Origin of the sequence: Marinobacter sp. LQ44, assembly GCF_001447155.2 — a bacterium.
Classification (GTDB): Bacteria; Pseudomonadota; Gammaproteobacteria; order Pseudomonadales; family Oleiphilaceae; genus Marinobacter.
Genome location: NZ_CP014754.1, coordinates 4,071,425 through 4,091,375, shown reverse-complemented (window position 1 = coordinate 4,091,375; position 19,951 = coordinate 4,071,425). Strand labels below are relative to the sequence as shown.

At 53.8% G+C, this 19,951-nt stretch carries 13 protein-coding genes and 1 pseudogene; 5 read left to right on the top strand and 9 right to left on the bottom strand.

Annotated features, from left to right (window positions below; all coding sequences use genetic code 11):
• Positions 1 to 256: 256 nt before the first annotated feature.
• Together ASQ50_RS18700 and ASQ50_RS21690 are read left to right on the top strand one after the other, a co-directional pair.
• Positions 257 to 880 carry a hypothetical protein gene (locus tag ASQ50_RS18700; protein WP_058092628.1) on the top strand — a complete coding sequence of 208 codons (624 nt, stop codon included), beginning with the start codon at positions 257 to 259 and terminating at the stop codon, positions 878 to 880.
• 33 nt (positions 881 to 913) lie between these two features.
• Positions 914 to 1,048 carry a hypothetical protein gene (locus ASQ50_RS21690; protein WP_022992860.1) on the top strand — a complete coding sequence of 45 codons (135 nt, stop codon included), beginning with the start codon at positions 914 to 916 and terminating at the stop codon, positions 1,046 to 1,048.
• Between the two features lie 8 nt (positions 1,049 to 1,056).
• Here ASQ50_RS21690 and ASQ50_RS21270 read toward each other — a convergent pair.
• From ASQ50_RS21270 to ASQ50_RS18685, 3 genes and pseudogenes are all read right to left on the bottom strand, one after another.
• Positions 1,057 to 2,055 (bottom strand): annotated as a pseudogene (locus tag ASQ50_RS21270) (ADP-ribosylglycohydrolase family protein).
• A gap of 106 nt (positions 2,056 to 2,161) precedes the next feature.
• The gene (locus ASQ50_RS18690; protein WP_058092629.1) at positions 2,162 to 2,929 is read right to left on the bottom strand and encodes a hypothetical protein; all 768 of its coding nucleotides are present in this window, start codon (positions 2,927 to 2,929) and stop codon (positions 2,162 to 2,164) included.
• A gap of 14 nt (positions 2,930 to 2,943) precedes the next feature.
• Positions 2,944 to 3,273, bottom strand: coding sequence for a hypothetical protein (locus tag ASQ50_RS18685; protein WP_058092630.1), 330 nt, complete (start codon positions 3,271 to 3,273; stop codon positions 2,944 to 2,946).
• Positions 3,274 to 3,675: 402 nt separating this feature from the next.
• Between ASQ50_RS18685 and ASQ50_RS18680 the strand changes: the two genes are divergently transcribed.
• A complete protein-coding gene (locus tag ASQ50_RS18680) occupies positions 3,676 to 4,992 on the top strand; it encodes an IS1380 family transposase (protein ID WP_068351601.1) in 1,317 nt (438 codons plus the stop codon).
• A 224-nt stretch (positions 4,993 to 5,216) separates the two neighbouring features.
• On the opposite strand, the gene ASQ50_RS18675 is transcribed toward ASQ50_RS18680, so the two are convergent.
• From ASQ50_RS18675 to ASQ50_RS18660, 4 genes are all read right to left on the bottom strand, one after another.
• Positions 5,217 to 5,552: a hypothetical protein gene (locus ASQ50_RS18675; RefSeq protein WP_058092789.1), complete on the bottom strand. Its 336-nt coding sequence runs from the start codon at positions 5,550 to 5,552 to the stop codon at positions 5,217 to 5,219.
• Positions 5,553 to 5,612: 60 nt separating this feature from the next.
• Positions 5,613 to 6,455 (bottom strand): InlB B-repeat-containing protein, encoded by an 843-nt coding sequence (locus ASQ50_RS18670; protein ID WP_058092790.1) that lies wholly within the window; start codon positions 6,453 to 6,455, stop codon positions 5,613 to 5,615.
• Between the two features lie 843 nt (positions 6,456 to 7,298).
• Positions 7,299 to 7,904 (bottom strand): WYL domain-containing protein, encoded by a 606-nt coding sequence (locus ASQ50_RS20705; protein ID WP_058092791.1) that lies wholly within the window; start codon positions 7,902 to 7,904, stop codon positions 7,299 to 7,301.
• Positions 7,905 to 8,012: 108 nt separating this feature from the next.
• Entirely contained in the window at positions 8,013 to 9,266 is a 1,254-nt protein-coding gene (locus ASQ50_RS18660; protein WP_058092935.1) for an IS256 family transposase, read from the bottom strand.
• Between the two features lie 407 nt (positions 9,267 to 9,673).
• Here ASQ50_RS18660 and ASQ50_RS18650 point away from each other — a divergent pair, with 407 nt between their 5' ends.
• Entirely contained in the window at positions 9,674 to 13,228 is a 3,555-nt protein-coding gene (locus ASQ50_RS18650) for a hypothetical protein (RefSeq protein ID WP_058091410.1), read from the top strand.
• Complete coding sequence (locus ASQ50_RS18645) at positions 13,225 to 15,255, top strand: hypothetical protein (protein WP_058091409.1); 2,031 nt, start codon at positions 13,225 to 13,227, stop codon at positions 15,253 to 15,255. The genes ASQ50_RS18650 and ASQ50_RS18645 overlap by 4 nt, the downstream gene beginning before the upstream one ends.
• Here ASQ50_RS18645 and brxL read toward each other — a convergent pair.
• Both brxL and pglZ read right to left on the bottom strand, forming a co-directional pair.
• Complete coding sequence (gene brxL / locus ASQ50_RS18640; protein ID WP_412535715.1) at positions 15,233 to 17,290, bottom strand: protease Lon-related BREX system protein BrxL; 2,058 nt, start codon at positions 17,288 to 17,290, stop codon at positions 15,233 to 15,235. The genes ASQ50_RS18645 and brxL overlap by 23 nt on opposite strands.
• Positions 17,277 to 19,898, bottom strand: coding sequence for a BREX-1 system phosphatase PglZ type A (gene pglZ, locus ASQ50_RS18635; protein ID WP_058091407.1), 2,622 nt, complete (start codon positions 19,896 to 19,898; stop codon positions 17,277 to 17,279). The genes brxL and pglZ overlap by 14 nt, the downstream gene beginning before the upstream one ends.
• Positions 19,899 to 19,951 lie beyond the last annotated feature (53 nt).

Here is a 19,951-nt window from a genome sequence, read left to right as displayed (position 1 = left end):
AGGCGCCGTTGAGACTCCATAAATGGATCGGTTTCCTGAACCAATCTGCCACCATCCCTTCGTGTCCATCCCCCTCTGCCATCGCTAGTGCAATAAGGTTTAAAAGCGTTAACTGTTGTAAGATTCAGGATAACCAATTGCCGAAAAACAATTATAGAAGATAACTTGCAGCAATATGGGACAACACTCGGTGCCAGCCCTGTTCACAAATGCAGCGCCAGCTTTGTGCTGCTGATCCGAATGGAGGGCTTAGGACGTGCAATCAGACAACGAAATTCGTGATCAGCTTGCTACCGAGTTGAGTCAAGACCATCTGGCCTACATGCTGTCTCGAAACATCCAGAACAGCATTTCGAACTCACAGCCCAATAACGAAACTCGTCAGAAGAGCCAGCCCCTATCGCCAAAAGAAAGGGACATTCTCAAAGCCGGAGGAGCGAGGTTCACAGACACTGACGGCCTTACCAGCCAAGAAATAACCCGCCGCCAGATCCAGCTGCTCCAGAATGAGGTGCGAGACATCATTCAGCAAGCGCTTACGCTGGACGAGGTAACCCAACGTCTTTCCGAGTCAAAAGAAGCGGTTCGCGGCCTTCTTGCGAGGACACCCCCGGGGCTTTACACGTTTAAGTCTCCCAGCGGAGTGTTGTTATTTCCTCGTTGGCAGTTTATAGAGGAAGCCACTCTCCCCCACCTTCAGATCATTTTGCAGAACCTTGGCCCAGGTGTGAATCTGCTTACCCTGAACCGATTTATGACGACCGAAAACGGTGATCTGCTGCTCGGCAACCGCTGCCTAAGCCCAAGGGACTGGCTCGCCTCAGGCCATGACCCTTCAGAAGTTGAGATACTCGCCAGAGATATCTCCGGGCAGGTATGATGAACACCCAGCACTAGATAACACGGAGGCACCATGAACATGACAGCAGCGCTCATCGGTTATGGAAGCTTTGTCTTGTCGTTACTGGCCATTGGTGTTGTTGGGTATTGGAAGGCTGATGCTCTGGAAGCTTGGGCAACACGGAGGTTTAAAGGCTTCAGGGGCTGACGGGGGACTCAGCGCTTTAGCATCCAGGAAAGCCCATCGTCCTCCATATAAGAATGCCACTGCTGGTGCGTCCACACATCTGAAGCGACAGCCTTTATAACTTCCCGAAGCTCCAGCGGCTCCAGCCACCGCTGAGGAATCACACCGGTGCCGTACACGGCCCCAAGAATGTTTCCGGTAATGGCGCCGGTAGAGTCTGAACCCCCATCGTGATTCACCGCCAGCACAATGCCCTGCTCGAAGTTCTTCGCCACCAGGGCGCAATAAACAGAAATCGCCAGCGCTTCCTCTGCGACCCAGCCTTCGCCCAGTTCACAGATAGCTGTGTGATGTGGCTTGTCGGAATGGCTGAGCTCGACAGCCTTGTCCAGGGCCGCCAATGTCTCCTCATGACCGCGCTCTGCCACCAGGAATGTCTTGGCGGTAGCCAGTGCATCCAGCAGAGTTTTTTCGTTCAATAGCTCAAAGATCACAATTGCCAGCACACCACCGGTCAGATAACCGCTCGGATGGCCGTGGGTCAGGCCCGCGCACATGCAGCCATCTTCGAATACCCTCTCTAACCCAAAGCTGCCGTTGAAAGAGCGCCAGAATAGCCCCACCGGAGCCACCCGCATCACACCGCCACAACCTTTGCTGTCATTGCCGGCAATTTCCGGAAATCCTGGGTAATCCCGCAGTGCACTCAGGCACGTCATGCCGGGGGCACGCTGGCTGTGTAGCTCTGGCTGCTAAAACAACCAGCCACCTTTCTCTACAGTTACCGTTCGGCACTCATAACCCTGCGTCGCCAGCCAGCGTAGATAAGCATTGGCAACCGTGTGGTCGAACCCTGCAATGCCTTTACTTACGCCCCGCATTTGCCCTCGCAGCAAACACTCTGCGGTAAACAGAGTCATTTGCGTGTCGTCGGTAATCTTGCCTTTACCACCGTAGGCTTCGGCATAGTCTGTAATGCCACCCGGGCCGAAGCGATCCAGAATTTGGGCGTGAGACATGAATTCCACAGCAGAACCAGGGCATCGCCTATGGCGCCGCCCAGGAGGCTGGCAGTGTAGTGATCACTCAGGCTGGCGTCAGAGTCGATAAGAGGTGACCTTTGCGATTGATCCATTATCTTGCGGCATCCTGCGTTGGTAAGGCATTCTCAAGGTAGCGTTTAACTCTCGCTATAACTTCCTCTCTGTATTCACCATGCCCATGCGTGGCCCGCGGATGAGCAATGCGAAAACAAACACTGCCGCCGCCGTGGAACTCCCAAAGTTTCCTGGGTATCACCGGATCAACGTTTTCATAACCGTCGAAATGATCATTGAATAGGCTTCGAATGATCGGATCAATCTGATCATATCCGGCAGCAAAAATGATGAAGTGCGGTTTGAGCTGTTTGATCTGCGCCGCAAGCAACTGATTTGAGAGCCTGACCACCTCTGAAAGCTCACCGTCCGATCGGTCTATCGGTGACCGACCGTCGTAATCCCAGGCAAAGAGATTGGCGTACACCAGAGCTTTGGGATCCAGATCCAGCTCTCTTGCCAACCGGAAATAATATTGCTTGAAACGGCTGCTCGTCTTGGTAACAACACGACTGCTGGCACTGAGTTCGAGATGATTAAAGTATCGCTCCACGGCCTCAGTAACGATCTCCTTCGTAGCCCCACGCTCATTAGCCTTGATTACGCGTCGAATGGTGTTTTTACCGTTTTTGGTGTTCCAGCCTGCCGTTTCACGCCCGACCAGCATCACCTTCGGCTGGCTTCCCCAATATTCCTCAAAAGGGACCGGCAGAAACACACCCGAGTATTTGTCTTGTGTCAGATCAAAATGCTCAGACTTCACTCCTGCGAGTATTCTTTCATAGTCACTAATCAGTTCTTTCAATGCTCAGCGTCCCGTTAGCTGGAGAGGTGGGTCGATCCATCTGGCAACCACTCAATAGTCATTCCGCCGTTGCCAAGCCGAACGATGCCCTCATTACGCGGGCATTGGTCACATTCGGCACGGTAAACTAGGAAGCCATCGAGCAACTCCATGAGCTGAATTTTGAAACCAGAGCCTGAGATCTGATCGAAAGTCTCATCCTCCAGGGTCCATGACGTGCCGCTCAACCGGTTTTCATCATCTGCACAAAAGACTACTTCACCTTTTGAGCCAAAGATGTCTCGATGCTGCTCCGCCAACATCGAGAGGCGGGTTTGTTCAAAATCTCCATCGTAATTGGGCATGGCTAATCCTCATCAAACAGTACAGAAGCGTCAGCTTCGCAGTAGTAGTGAAGTTAGACGCTACATCAGCCTTCCGACAAAAAGTGTCGCTTTATTCGAATAGCCTGCTTGGAGTGATGGCCCTGGAATCACATTACGATTCCGCACTGCGCTTTTTCAGCGTTTCCAAATCAATTTTGAATATGCGATCAGATACTGACGATCCGGTTCCTTGCTCGACATACACGGCTTCGTCAGTTGGGTATACACCGCTCACCCCACTGAACCTTGCCCCTCCGGTCTGCACAAGTCCTGAATCCGTGACTTCATTCAGCCCAAGCGCTGCCCAAAGCCTGCAATAATAAGGCTTAGAGCGATATAATAGCACCTGACATCCATTCACCCAGTCAGTGCTTTCGGCTCATGCGCACTTTCACTCTCCAACAATCCCGAACCGAAGTCTATACACCCAACGGCGGGCTGGCCTTGGTCGGTCATTGTCTGAACCGGCATACATCGCTTACCAAGACTGCCCGCACCGTCGCCAAGCGGCACGGCATTCCGAACATCGAACTGATCCGGACCTACCTGGGCCTGATCACGCTGGGCAAGAGTGACTTCGAGGCGGCCGAGCCAGTGCGAACAGACCCATTTTTCAAGTCTGCGCTGGGCATCAAGCAATCGCCATCCTCGGCCCGGTTGCGCCAGCGATTTGATGAAGATGCTCAAGGCCTGACGCCCCTGCTGGATGATGCCAGCGTCGAGTTTCTTCAGTCCGTCGAGGCCCCGGTGTCACCTCTGGCGATGGGCCACGTTGCGCTGGATATGGATGTCTTTCCCATGGACAACAGCCAGACCCATAAGGAGGGTGTCAGCTACACCTACAAGGGCTACGACGGTTATGCACCGCTGGCCGCCTACCTGGGGCAGGAAGGCTGGTGCCTGGGTTGCGAGCTGCGCCCTGGCAGCCAGCACGCCAACAAGGGATTTCTCGACACCCTAAAACGGGTGTTACCCCGGGCTCGATCAATGACGGATAAGCCCATTTTGTTGCGTCTGGACAGCGCACACGATGCCCGTGCCAATCGCGATTTCCTGCGCGAGCAGGACCAGGTCGACTTCCTGATCAAATGGAACCCTCGTAAAGAGGATCCGCTCGTCTGGGCGGACAAGGCCCAGGCCCGAAAAGCCTGGTCACTGGAACGCGATGGCAAGATGGAAGCGGTTCTGTCAGAAACGATTCTGGACGAGCCCGGTCTGCGTCGCATCGTGAAGATCACCGTTCGTACCAGCGATGCCGAGGGCCAGCTGTATCTCGAACCGGAAGTCAGCCTCGAAGGCTGGGTGACTTCATTGCCGGCCGAAGTAGCCGACGAGCAACACACCATGGCGCTGTACAGCGATCACGCCACCAGTGAGCAGTTCCACAGCGAGTTCAAGACCGACCTGAATCTGGAACGACTGCCGTCCGGGAAATTCGACACCAACAACCTGATCATGGCCTTCGCAACGATGGGGTACAACGTGCTGCGCTGGATGGGCCTGAGACTGACCGGCCCGGATGCGCCGGTGCGCCATCCGGCCAAACGTCGCCGCCTGAGAACCGTGATGCAGGAAATCATGACCATGGCCTGCCGCCTGGTGCACAGCGGCCGGCAATGGATACTGAGATTTGGCCGACACTGTCCAGGCTTTACGGTTTACCGCGACCTTTATCGGGGCCTTGCTTCCTCTGGATAGGCCAACTCAACCACTGGAAAAAAACAATCATCCCGGAATCCTCTGCCGGGGCAGCCCGCTATTGCCTGAATGCTGCCTTCTGGTTGTTTATTGACCAACCCAGGGCCGTCGCCCGCTTCCGGCCTCAGCTTCCCGGCCCTCAAAAACCAGCATTTCACCAGATTCCCGTTCAAGTTGGCACTTGGGGCCACCTGACGGGTATGTTGGCAAGCGGAGTCACTGATTCAGGCAAGTATCATCACCTTACGCCAAGTGCTGCCGTAATCTCTTGAAATCTCCGCATAGCCCTCAAAACCATCATCATTAAAGCGGATAAGATCACCATCGAGCCAGAAACTATTGGTTGGCATAAGATTGCTTACCTGGGTCCAGTTTGCTCCACCGTTAACGGTGATGTTATCGCGGACAAATAGCCGATCAGCTGACTCCGGATCCAGGGCCAACCCCGCTGAGAACAAAAAGTCAGAATTAGACAGTCCAGTTTTGACCGAGAAAAAAGAAGAACCTTGATCCAGAGACTTCCAGAGATTGTTTTCAAAAGGGGCCGAGGCATAGATCACTGCGGGGTCTTCCGGTGAAACCCGAACATGGCCAAGCAACGCATCCGTAGCGCTCCCAGCCTAGATCTCTGAGAGCACACGATCCCAGTTGCCACCTTGGTCGATCGACCTATAAAGCCCGGGCCCCATCACACCGGAGGTAGCCAGAAAAATACCCTCACTGGCATTGAATGCAGCGCCATCACTGAATGACATAGGATTGCCGAATACCGGATCCCTGATAACACCGGTAGACCAGTTAACACCACCATCGGTAGACAGATGATAAACATCCTCCCCACCGGCCATAACAAGATACGGATCCCCGGAGGCGATGCTCACAAAAGCTACTTCACCAGTCAGAACCTGCGTCCAGTTCATACCATCATCATTTGACAACCATAGGCCCGCGTGGCCGTCACCAACAGTCGCCTCCTTTGTAATGGCATAAATCCTTCCAGAAACTATGCGTACGGCCTCAAACCTAATCACAATGCCATCAGAAGGCATACCAACCTCGGTTATCGTTGGGATGAGCTGGTAGTTCGCAGTCAGCCTGTTGCCTTGGCTGACAATTATCTCGAAATCCGGCTGTTCTGAAACCAAAATGCCGTTGCTATCTGTCCAGCTTACAAACTCATAACCCGCTGCAGGTGTCGCGGTAATGGCAGCAACATCTCCCTCCCTGTAAGTGCCCCCGCCAGTCAACGTCCCGGCATCAAAAGGGTTAGCAAATACAACTACCTCATACGTCGCTTCTACCGCCGAAGAATTCGATCCCTCAGAATCCCCTGATCCGCCACCTCCACCGCATGCCGAGATTAACGATATTAGACAACAAATAATCAGTAAGTTAAGGGAGCGAATGGAAAAAACTCCTGAGGAGTGCTGGTTATTTTTGGTTGATCTGGCCGATGTCTGCATAGAAGTTCCATTATCTTGGCTATCAATACGATCTCACTGTGAAGACCGTCCCAGGGGTTACGGTTTAGTGTGCAATCGTCACACCCCAAGCCCGGAAGCAACACCCGGGCCAACCCCAAAAACCATAAATAACAGTCCCGTAAAGCCTCTCAACATTAGACCTGTAAAAAAAACCGACACAACCTTCCGACCTAGGACTCACTAACCTGCATAACTTTGCTACACTAATTCATTAGTATCAGCATCTTTAGCAAGATACACACACAATGGAGCATTTGATGAAAAATGGAATTCTTACAATAGCGACCCTGGCCCTCGTATGGTGCAGGTCCTGCCCACGCTCGATGCGTTGGTCCAGTCGTTAACGGGCAGTGCCTTGGCACCAATGTAGGTTCGCCAAGTACAAGCAGTGATCAGCAAGGCACTCAGCACAATTACCGCTCAGGCTCCGGTGCAACCTATCAATACGATTTAAGTCGCCCCGGTGACAGCATTCAGTATCAATATGACCGAGATGCTCAGCGTCGGGATCAGATGAACTCAGATCCCCGCCGCAAACAGGATCGCAAGCAGAATCAGTTTGGAGGCGGGATTAACAATGGCTGGGGACAGTAAAACCAAAAATTTCAGGCAAGCCTAAGCTAATGAACTATATCTTCTACCTAAATTTATAAAAATCACTGCAAACGGCCAATCACTACCATTGTGCAGGTTATTTTGCGGGATCGAATACTTCTGATCGCGTTTGCCCCGAATGGTGACCACCACCCTCCATCCTCAGCCAAGTGGATTATTCTGTGAAAAATCCACTTGACCAGGACTACTACCTCCGGCGATAAAAAATTACCCGCTAAAGACATAAGGCTTCAAATCATCCAAATTCACCACAACCAAAGGCTGCTCAATCGGTGAAAGCTGGCTATTCCCCAAAACAACATTCAACGATTGCAAAAGATAGTGAGTCAACGCACGGCGCACCGGAACCTTCAGTTCCTGATCGTCGTCCATCCCGTAATCAAGAGCCACCAATCGCTGTTGCTCAGGGGATAGCCCCGGATTTGGTCCAAGGCGGACGAGGATCTGATTCTGCCAATTAGTGTCCAGCGCCGGATCTGCATCCTCTAAAGCATCACCAAGAAGCTCCGCACCGGGCGCCATTCTCGTTAGAACAAAATCACGAAAAGTTCGACGTTTTTCACACCATGCGCGAACATGCCAGCGCTGCCCAGAATACACCAGCGTATGAGGTGCGATAATGCGATCCTCGCCCTGAGGGCTTGAAAGTGAGCGGTAAACTACTTCCAACCGGCTGCGGGTTTGCGTCGCTTGCACGACTTTCCGTAAAACTTCCGGCAGAACAGCCCGGTGCGGGATGGACACAGATTCCGTAGGTGCAGGCACATCTTTCAACCCTGCAAACGATGGATTCAGCGTGGCGTGGCGCGTCATCAACGAAAGATACTCATCCAGGTTACCCTGGCTGAAACATGGCTCAAATGTCTCACTCTGAACGTACCCGCGAACGCTCGAGTTATTGTCAAATCTGGTGTATGACCATCAGGCAGCGTTCCTGTCAGATTGATCTTCCACCTGTATTCCATCCTGAAACTGTACGTTATCCACGACCAGCTTCAGTTGGTCGAACCCCTTGATCCGCTTCCAGCGTTTCTGGGCGGATTGGAGCAGTTTGAACACCATCGATAACGTGGTGTCCCGGTTGCCACAGGAGCGGCTCCGCTTGGTTCTGAGCCTCACCGTGGCAAACGTGGATTCAATCGGATTGGTGGTCCGCAAGTGAATCCAGTGAGTCGCCGGAAAATCGTAGAAGGCCAGCAGCTCATCCCGGTCCTTCTCCAGGTTTTCCATGGCCTTCGGGTACTTGTCTCGGAATCGTCTCAAGGTGCTGTCGAACGCCTTGTGGGCGCTGTCTCGGGTCTCCGCCAGGTAGATTTCATGCAAGGCTGACTTCACCTTCGGTTGTACCGACTTGGGCAGCTTGTCCAACACGTTGGCGGTCTTATGCACCCAGCACCGCTGATGCCGGGTGTCCGGAAACACCTTGCTCAGAGCCTTCCAGAAGCCCAGTGCGCCGTCGCCAACAGCCAGCTTGGGCGAGGGCTCCAAGCCACGTTCCCGCAAATCCGTGAGTAGCTCTCGCCAGCTGGCTTCGGACTCCCGGTGGCCGTCCTCGACAGCCACCAGCTCCTTGTGACCATGCTCGGTCACGCCGATGATCACCAGCAGGCAGAGCCGGTCATCCAGACGGACGTTGCTGTACACGCCGTCAGCCCACCAGTACACATAGCGTTTCTGACTCAGGTCCCGTCGCTGCCAGCCCTTGTGCTCATCAAGCCACTTCGACTTGAGCCGGGAGACCGTGTTCGCCGACAGGCCATTGGCCTGCTCGCCGACCAGCGCGCTCAGGGCCTCCTGGAAGTCACCGGAGGAAACGCCACGCAGGTAGAGCCAGGGAATCAGTTCCTCCAGACTCCGGGCGCGCTTCAGGTACGGTGGCAGCAGGTGGCTGTTGAAGCGAATACCGGAGCCACTGCGATCCCGGACTTTGGGAACCTGGACTTCTACGTCGCCGACGCCTGTCTGAACAGCGCGTTTGGGAAGGTGCCCATTACGCACCACAGCACGGCGGCCATCCGGCGTCTTGACGTCCGCGTACTGCTTCAACAGGCTCTCCAGCTCCGTCTCAACGGCCTGTGCGATCAGGTCCCGGGCACCCTGCCGGATCAACTCGTGCAACGGGTCGTTGCTGGCTACCTCTGGTTGTGAAAGAGCATGCAGGTTAGACTCGGACATGGCGTATCATTCCTCTGTTGGTTGTGATCTTGGCGGTGATCAACCAACAGGATACGCCACCCCTTCAACCTGCTTCCATACACCAGAAATCACCATAACTCCGAACGCTCGTTGAATAGACAAGGTTGCCCGGGGCCGCATCACCATACTCTTTGAAAATACCACCGCTGGTGGTTCGACTGCCAATACCGAAGGCTCTCTGAAGGTGTTCTGCCGTAACTCGACCTTCCCATTTCGCAACTACCTCGAGAAGATGAAACTGATTTTTCCTTTCCCACGAAACTTCCATATTTGCCATCACCACCCCAACCGTTCAAAAACTGGACATATTGTAAACCTGTCCAGTATCGCCAAAAGCGAGGCTCTCCGGTAAATCTATTACCAACGATTCAGGACAGGAAAACCAGATGAAGTCGCTACCAGCCGATTCCAGCGCAAGGACTCCACTCGACAGATTGCTGCAAGAGGATCTCTCGCCACATATCGGACCAGATGCGGATCTCGGCAGCCTCACTTTGATCCCAGCACAAACGGGTATTGGAAAAACCCACACGATCAAACAACTCATTATTGAGGAGCTTGTTGCCAGCGTTAACGGATCTCGACCTGCCCAGACGATTTACTACATTACCAATTCTGTCGACAACGTGTGCCAAACCCACAAAGAGTTGCTTGAACTCATTGACGAGCAAACAATTGACGGAAGCCCAAGATTCTCCTGCACCGAAAGGGAGATCCTAAAGCGCGAAATCGTGTATCTGCCAAACCAGGGAAATCAGTTACTGGAGGTGGCCCCTGCATGCGTTGAACAAATCATCCAGCTTTTTGACCTCCAGTCAGACAAGAAACTAATCCAAGGCTGGCAGAAAATTCGCAAGCTCCAACGCCTTGCGAACGAGAGCCTGAGTTCAAAGCTTGCCCTGCAAGACACACTGGATCAACACGCAACCGAAACTTACCGGCTGCTCATCAGTTTGATCCAAATCCGCCAGCGCAGTGAGAATCCGGTTCGGCTATTACCTCCAGACCGTGAACTGACAGATAAACTCATTCCCGGTGACCGCCTACACCGTCAGGATGCGCATATTTGCTTCATGACCACACGGAAGTTTCTGGCGGGCTACCAAACCCTGAAGGCCCGGATTCACCCCATCCGGGACCTTGGTAACTCATTGTTGCTAATCGACGAGTTTGATCGCCAGAATGAAATCATCCTGCAGTACATGGCAGACCAGAAATCTCTAGACCTCATCGAGCTTACTCGCACCCTCCATGCCAACCTCCAGCAGCACCAGCTCGAGCGGTCTAGCCGCTATGAAGGCATTGAAGAGAAGTTTGATACCCTTCGGCCCGCTCTCGCAGAATTTGCCGAGCGATGGAGCCTGCAGTTCGCCTTCAATACCGATGGTGCCAGTCTCGAAAACGAGAAGGTTCGTCTGTTTTCGGATCGGACCGTCACTCATGCCCACAGCTCCTCCCATTTATTCAACCTTATCACCAACGATGATTTGCGGAAAAACATCATTCGTAGTGAAACCAGGGAGATTGCAGCCCATCACCAAACGGCAGATGCCCGATTGAGCCGTTTCATTAACGAAGCAGACTGGTTATTTCGGCGCTTTATCTGGGTCATGCATTCATCGGTGTGGATCTATCTGAATAACCATGCAAAGTCTCAGAGGGAGAATGAATCTCTGAGGTCCGCCACAGTCCAAGATGCCGTGCACTCAATTTTGCGACACTTCAATCTTCAAGACCTCAGTGACGCCGTCTTTGCCGCGTTCGATGCTCAAGCCAGTTTTACCGGTCACAGAGGGCACCGTGCACCCTCAGACAACCGGTCAGCATCGCGAACCTATCACGACAATGGGCTCAAATTAACGGATGTTCGCCGCAACGAGGGGACAATAGATACCGTAAGCTGTTACTACTCAGGGTTTACTGTCACGCCCTCTGGTTTGATCGCCCGCCTTGTGGAAAGCGGAGTAAAGATCGTCGGTATCAGTGCAACCGCGACCTCACGAACCGTCATCAAGAACTTTGATCTGGACTACCTGAAAACACGCCTGAGCAACCAGTTCATAGAACTCACAGAGACGCAAAAGGTTAACATCGGCAACTGGTACCGAACACGAAGACAGTACAGCAAAGCCGGTGTTCACATTGAAGCAGAATTCATAACACCGGAATCCAGTCTCTTACCCACGGCACTTGAGGCTTATTTGAACGCCCCTGTCCGGAAGCCGGGATTAGCCATAAGCCACTTGCTCAATGCAGAGGACAGCGACACGTTTGCGCTCAACTGGGCTGGTAAGCTTTTTAATGCACTCGACCGGTTCTTGGACGCAGAAAACAACCGGTATATGCTCGCGTTGCTCAACAGAACCGTCAGCCAGGCTAAATACCCTAAATTCATCGAGTTTCTGGAAGATTACCTCAATCGAAAATGTGCGGGTTCCGGAAGGACTTACAAACTATTCTGCGGAATAAACGCCCAGGCCATGAGTAACGGAGAATTCAATGACGTCATTAACCACCTGAGCACCACCAACGACAAAGTAATTGTACTCTCGGCCTATGCCTCAATGGGCGAAGGAAAAAACCCTGATTACGAGGTAAACCACCCTCAAGACCTTGAGCAACTTATCTGGGTAGGCGATGGCGACCCACCAGAAAAGATCAAAACGGATATCGACACGCTGTATCTGGAGAAACCAACCCATCAACTCCTCAGCGATCCCGACAACTACCAGGTCAATCAGCTTCTTCTTTTCCATCAGATCATGGCGCTGCAAGAAGCTGGCTGGATTTCGCTTAGCGAAGCGAGAAGCTGGGTAAAGCAGGCTCTCCAAGGCACTCATCATAACCAGCACCTGAAGCGGTACTACGAAACCGCCGACTACGAATGGCTCATCCGCAAGGTCATAGAACAAGCGGTGGGGCGCACAGCGCGCACCGCCTTCAAACGCCCCGTCATCAGGCTCTTCGCTGATAGCGATCTTAGGCCAATCCTGGCGTCTGACCACCGGCAGGAAGACACTCTGTCCCATGAATACATCGCGCTCAGAAAAGCGGCATCGGAATCCATTCAGCCAACTTACGAAAACCGTGAGTTACTCCGTTTACACAACAAAGCAGCCCTTTGCACTGCCGATACCCTAAGCCTGATTCGAGAACTGATGTCCGGGTTTCGGGGCGCGGCTCCCGAGAGCGCCATCAAAAGTTGGGAAAACCTACGCAACCAACTACTAAAAGAACCCACTCTACCGTCACCGTCATCAGACTATCCACGCTTATACCTTCAGGCACCAAGTACTGACGGTTACCGTTTCTCCGGAAGCCTGGAAGTAGACGGCCAACTGGAGTCGGATAAAGACCTGAGCTTCTTTGAGCAAGCGGTCGGTAACCGGTGGATCAACGAACACGACAGTGGGCTCCCACAACTCATGAACAGCACGGTTGTTCGCAGCTATTTCCAACGGAATGGCTACGCAACCCAGTGGCAGGCACAGCCTTATCAGATGAATCCGGCAGCCTTCTTCAACCTGTATAAAGGTGCACTTGGTGAGGAGGGCATCACCGCCATTCTTGAGCACGCTGGTTTGGCAGTCGAGCCATTGACCTCCGATGCCTATGAAATGTGCGATTTCGTGGTCCGCCCTTATGCCAACCGCCCCCCAATTGCCGTTGATGCGAAGCACTGGCGCGCTGATGGCACCGTTGACAATCACAGGCACAAAGTCGAGAAACTGGACGAGTCCCTCGGAATCAAACAGTTTGCTTACATCAACCTGTTCGGAACTCCAGATCAAGCCTGCAGGCACCTCAGCCAAGATTTGACACCCAGCGACCGAATGCATAGCCCTGTTATCGAAGTGCCAGGCCTGTTAAACCCCCAAACCGGTGAAATACTTCAAGATCACCTGACTACGCTTTTGGAATGGATGGGCAATCAGCAATGAAAACCGTATTAACTTCCTTCATCGAAAATACCAACATCGACCATGCGGCGCTCCATGAACGCGTCACAGCCACCCGTGTCATTTACAACGGCTATTCCAAAAGCGAAGCAGAGAAACAGATACCAACGCTCGCCTCTCGTATTTATCGCGCCGGGCCCGTATTGTCTTTGGTCTGGCAGCGAAGCAAGCAGACATACTACGTCCTGCTACCCCAAGGTGAGTCGCTACAACTAGACGATCCGGCGGTGAGCATCAAGCCCCTGGAGATGGATGCGCTTCCGAAATGGGTCATCACATCTCTTCTGGTTCGGGCCACACCGAGATTACTCGGCCACCAAGAAGGATGCCCTGATAGGCTAGAAGCCGACGGACTGTATTACGTAGTTGATCGCAAGCCGCTCAAGGGAACAGGCAATATACTAACCACCGTGAGTATCGACTCGATCTGGTGCGAGCCCGCGAACACGCCCAGGCTCATCGTCAGAACCGTCACATTTACGCCACTGCGAGCCCACGAAAAACCCGATGGCGAACTGCCCCAGAAAATTGCAAAGGAGCCACGCTACCGTCTCGACTTGCTTGGCCAAAGCATCATCCGTGACGGCTCGGGGGATTATGTAAAAAAAACTCTGTGGCGGAAAACCAAAAACCGGGTTCCAGCTTTCAGGCTTAATGGCCTGGTGACCCTTGAGTCCTACTACAGAACCCGGCTGGGCGTGATCTCACTTTTTCTGGATGACCTTAAGCGGGCGTACGGTGAAGCCTTCAGCATCACGCTGAAGGACGTCGAACCAACCGTGCACATACCTGTGTCCAGCGCATCGATCACAAAAAGTTACGCCAGTTTGTTCGGTCTCATGCAGCAACAACCCATCTGGATAACGAATCATAGCGATATTCCGGAAGCTTCAGCCAGGCTACAAGCGCTGCTTTTGCCCCACGAAGTCCAATCAGAGCTAAGTTCAACGATTCAACCAGACGGTCTGAACATTCTGTTGGTGAATGACAAGGAACAGTACAAGGATGGCCAACCAGACCCCTACAAAGAAGCAAGAAGGCACCACCCAGATACGATCATCCAGTCCTGCTACCCGGATCGCCTGAAGCTAAACAGCACTCACGTTGTGCAGGTGCTGCTCAAAGAACTGTTCATCAAGTCCGAAATCCAACAGCGCAAGCTTCTGCTCGACTATCCCGCACTCCCTTCTGATGCTGTGTTCATCACCTCAGTCAGGCCAATCGATGAAGAGAACGTCAACAAAGCCCCCTGGCCAATGTACTACTGCAAAGTGGAGGGAGAGCGCCTTTGCCTTGGGCCATTGCCGAAATCCATGGACGAGGCCATCAAAGAAAACATTACGCAACCGCAGCATAAAGCCGTTTTCACCGGCGCTGAGCGCGCCGACCTGATATTTTGGCCGGAAACCGGGGATGCTCTTACCATCACAGACACAGAGGCTCTTACCCTCCCGGATGAGCCCACCACCTACAACATAGTCAAACAGCTCGACCACACTGCAGGTTGGGGCGTGCCCAGCCAGCTCATCTCAGAGTATTGTGAGCAATACCCAAGTAGTTCGATCGTGCATGACCTGAACGCTATCCAGGCTGACCATGGAGAGACCCTTCCCGCCAAAGCGTTCCGCAACCTGAAGTATCAAAGCAATGATGCAAAACACTTCTTCGACTACCTGTGCCACCGCGGATACCGGCTCAAAGCTTCAATGCAGTCAAAAAATACAGGCCCGCTTTCAGCCACAGCTGGCATCTGGATTGATAAGCCTCGTGCGCTGTACTCTGTGGGGAATCCTGATTCCGCGCAGCGAAATCAGGAAAACTTCAATCACATTTACTGTGTTGAAGACAACGGGCTTAAAGTTCCGGAGTGGTTCTGGGCATCACTGGAGGTGTGGCATGTGAAGCACCGAGGCGCGACCGTATACCCCTACATCTTTAAGCATCTGCGGGAATACGCTCGGCGTGAAATTCTGAAAACCCAGAGTATCAATCCACCCCCAACGCCTTAAACACCGCATCCACCGGATCCGCATAAAAGCTCGTCTGGAACCGGGTAAACAGCTCCCCTGGCACCGTAGGGATATCCGCAGCACTGGTGATCGGCAGCGCGACGCGTTTGCCGCCGCCATCCAGGGCAACCTGTAAGCAGTCGGCCAGACTTTGTACCGGGTTCACACTGCCGCCGAGGCTCATTTCGCCGAGCACAACCAGCTGTGGCTGAACCGGGCGGCCCATGAGGCCGGAGGCGAAGGCGACCACGCTGGGCAAGGCCAGTGACTGCAACGGGCCTGCGCCTTGAAGATCTACCAAGTGCAGGTGGAAGTCATGCTCCAGCACCCGGGTGCCCCCGGAGATGCGGCTCATGTTGGCCTTGAAATAGTCGAAAGCCATTTTCACCTGCTCCCTCAGAGGCGGCAGCGACCAAAGGCCTGAGGTCGCAAGCTTGCCTGTGCCCTTAGTAACCTGCAGTTCAATGCGGTATAGGCTGGGCACACCCTTTTTGCCGGCATCAACAAGGTGAACCACCCCAGGCTTACCTTGCCCCTCGGGAATCAACTTGCCACCACCCTGCTCTTTCACAGTGACAAAGTGTTCTTCCAGATCTTCGTTGTCGATGTAGCTGAAATGCACATCGAAGAATTCCATGCCCCCGATTTTCTTCAGCTGCTCCTTCACCCTGCGGCGCACTTCCAGGGCATACTCCAGGCACTGGCGCACGGCCTCTTTGTCGAACTCACCATGGGGGTACAGCAGCTTCAGCAGGCCGGAAACCGTCTTGCGCACTGCAATCACGTCGCGCTGATTCAGGTTACTTCCCAGCTTGAAATACTTATCCAATGCATCGGCAAAGCTGCGTTTGCGCATTTCCCGATAGAACTCGGCCAGATAATCCACAATCAAGCCGTAGCGATTGGTGAAGTACTCCGGCCGCATCTTCGGAATTTCCCAGCCGGGAATGTAGGCGTGGAACCGGTCAAAGAACGCCGAATCGATCATCTGCGGGGGGAACGGAGCCAGAAGATGACTGGTTTTAACCAAGGACTCAACCGACTGGTTGATATTGCCCACAAACACCATGGAGGCACTGGCTTCCATCTGCTCACGGCCACGGGCGAAGGAGCCGGAGGCCATGTAGTCCTTCATAATCTGGACGCCATCCTTTTCCTTGAAGTTGATGCCGGCAACCTCGTCAAACGCCACCAAGTCCCACATGCCCACCAGACCGATCTTGCGACTGCTCATGTTGTAGAACAGGTTGGCCACTGTGGTCTGGCCACCGGACACCAGAATGCTGTTGGGTGAGCACTCCTTGTAAATATGGCTCTTACCGGTGCCCCTCGGGCCCAGCTCGCATACGTTGTAGTTGTTCTCCACAAACGGAATCATCCGGGCCAGCAGGTGCCACTGTACCGTCTCATCCAGTGCAGCGGGCTCCATGCCGATCGAGCGAATCAGTGTTTCCCTCCACTGGTCAACGGTCAGCGCGGCCCGGCCGGCGAATAGCTCGGCCATATTCATGTTGGGCATCTGAATCGGCTTAAGGGTGCTTACGCCAAAGGGTGAGCCTTTCTGCCCTTCCTCATGGTAATAACTCAGAGTCGCGATCACCCAGATCCCGCCGACCAGCAGCTTCTCGTTTTCTTTAACGATGCCCGCACCAATCTCCGCATCCTTGATGCCCAGATTAGAAAAAGCCGCCTCATAGCAGTCTTTCTTCTCGTTCAGGCGAACGGTCACCCGGTCGATCACCTTGTAACTGCCCCGCTCCCGAACCAGCGATTTCACCTTCTCGGCTTCATCCGGGCGCACGTAGTTCTCAGACAGCACCGTTTTAACGTTACGCAGGCCCGTCTCGATGACTTCCGGGTCATCGGAGGCGCAATACATACCCAGCAGGTACTCCAGCACATAGACAGGCACGTTCGCGCCCTCTTTGATCTGCTTGGTCAGATCCTTACGCACCACCCGGCCCGCAAAGTGCTCATTAAGTAACTGATCCAGATCCTTATCTGACTGCATGGCCCCTGCCTTAAAAAAAATCATCGGTAAACGCCAGGTCAATCACCACCCGGTAACGTTCAATCTCGGTGTTCAGGTCTTTGTCTTTGAGTATCAGGAAGTAATCCCGCTTGCGGTCAAAGTCCTTACCGGACAACGACAATCGCACTTGTTTAACCCGCTCCGTCATGGAATCTGAAGCGCTATCAAAGGTCACCACCTCTTCGCTGGACACCTGCTCCGCCCCTTCGTAGATCGCGACCGCTATGGTTACGGGAAGCACCTGATCGCTCACGGCTTCCGTCTGCATCAGGTCAAACCGCTGGATGTTATTGACCATCTTCAGAGTCGGCTTGGGCGAGATGACCTCCACCTTACGCTTGGAACGGCTTTCAGCCTTCTCACCGCGCAACTGCTTCACCGTCAGCACCGGCACCACGATTTCCTGCGGCATAGCGCCACCGTGGACAAACCGAGCGCCTCCCACAAAGTGGAAACGGTTGGCCCCTTTGGGAATCCAGAACCGGGTATCAGACGCAGTTCCAGCAGTATGGCGGGTAGAGCCACACCAGGCATCTTTGGCATCCGGCAAGTCGTGGCCTATAACGTAACGCTTTTTACTCTTGAGCGCATTGCTTGGCTTGTCTGCAAGCGAGGTTCTGTCTGCGGCCTCCAGCTTGCTGTGCTGGAACAGGAAACCATGGTCTGCCGTCACCAACACCGTGCTGGTGTTGAAGTGCATCATGATCTTGCGGGTCAGTTCCGTCAGCTCTTCGATGGCGTGTTCCACCGCATTGAAGGTTTCAGATTCTGTGGAGGCGCTATCGCCCCTGGCATCCACCACGTTGTGGTAGACATACACCAGATTCTGATCTCTTAGGGCGTCACGCCCCTCTTCCCGGCTCCAGGCTTTTACGGTTTCTGCCTGCACCGCCATCCCGTTGTAACTGGCCAGAACCCGATTGCGGTTTTCGCTGCCCTTGGTGGATTTTCCGTCTACAAACACGTCATCACTCACGCCGTTCCGGTATTCCAGGGCTTGATGAGGCAACAGAGAGGCCATACCCAACGTGGTATAACTGGGCAACACCCCTAACTGGCTGGAAAGTTTTGCCTCGCTGTAGCGTTTTACATTGATGCGGTCTTGCAGCTCCACCGCCGCCTCATATCGGAAGGCATCGCTGATGATCACCACCAGGCGCTTGTTGCGGGCTGAGTCCAGTTTCGGCTTCACCTGGGTGTCATAGAAGTGGTGCTGGTTAGGCACGCCGCGAATCGCCCAGTGTTCCAGCAGCTTCTCGCCTTCCACCAGGTCGCCCCAGTTGCGGGCCAACTGGTCCAGATACCAATAGGCATAACACTGCTCAACGGCCTCATCCAGCGCCTTCAGAATCTCCACATGGGCCTTGCGAGAAGCCGCACAGTAGTGGCGGTATTCGGTGTCAAACCGGTAAAGGTCGGTCTCATAGGCCTGATAAAGCGCCTCCGCACTAGTAAAATGAAAGCCGTCCGGGTGCGCCTGGCGTAACGCAAACAAATCAATCGCAGCAGACAGCGCTGAATAAATGGTCCGGAATTTCCGGCGAACATCATCATCTTTGTGGCGAGACGCCCAATAACCGTCGAGCCGATCCGAGATAACGCGAGAGAATAGATTGAGATCCGCAGGCCGGGCTTCCGGAATGGCATTGACCAGATCCACGATCATCCGGTTTTCAGCCTCCCGGAACGTAGCCACATTGGCCAGGGATTCGATCGAATAGTCCTCAATGCGTGACTTGATGTTAAGGGCTGAAGAAACCCAGTCGGCAATCACATCATAAGCCGGATAATAACGAGAACTGTCCCGCCACCGAGACAGCAACGCCCGGGAGGTGGCCCGCGCATTAGCCGAGGAAATGGCCACCGAACGCGCCCAGCCGGGCACTTCGGAAATACTCTCGCAGAACCCCGTCGCCAAAAGCCGGATCAGGAAATGCCCGAAGTTGAACGGAGCCTCGCCGCGAAGCTCCTGCTCCGAGGCCGGGTAGCCCACCTCCTCTTGAAATGCCCTGACCAATGAGGGAACCAGTCCGTATTTTTCCAGTTCCGTGATGGACTCCGGCACCTGCTCCAGGCCGCCATCTGCCTTGACCAGCTCATCGCCCAGAGTGAACAAAATGTTGGCGATATCCGGCGATTCGGCCCGGGTAACCACGGCAATCATGGCCAGGTCCAACGCAACTTCATCAAAATCCGGCTGGATAAAGCGCTTGAGAGCGGTTAAACGGGCCTTACTCAGAAACTTCTCACGCCGGGCAAGGTGCGCCCGAAGGCTCTGCTGCTGCAAGCCCAGCTCGTTGAAGATGATGGAAATACGATCCGCATGGAAGGCACGAGAATACAGCTTCATATCCAGCAGCCAGTCGTCTTCAGGCTCTGGCTCGGCGTGGGGAAAGTACAGCAGGTACTTGCCGTTCTGCTCTTCCAGCTCCAGCTTGACCTTAACTGCCAGAGATGACTCACCCGACATATCCAGGACCTGGACATCTGACAAGTCGAGACTGGCCAGCTCATCAGCAAAACTCTGCTCGGGGTCGTACCAGAACACCAGGCGGTGGTTTTCGGAGAAAAAAGCCTGATGAAGGCCCTGGCTGAGCTGTTTCGAATCCATGTACTGCGCCTTATCCAACCATCTGTTTATTCGATAGTTTAGCAATGTACCAC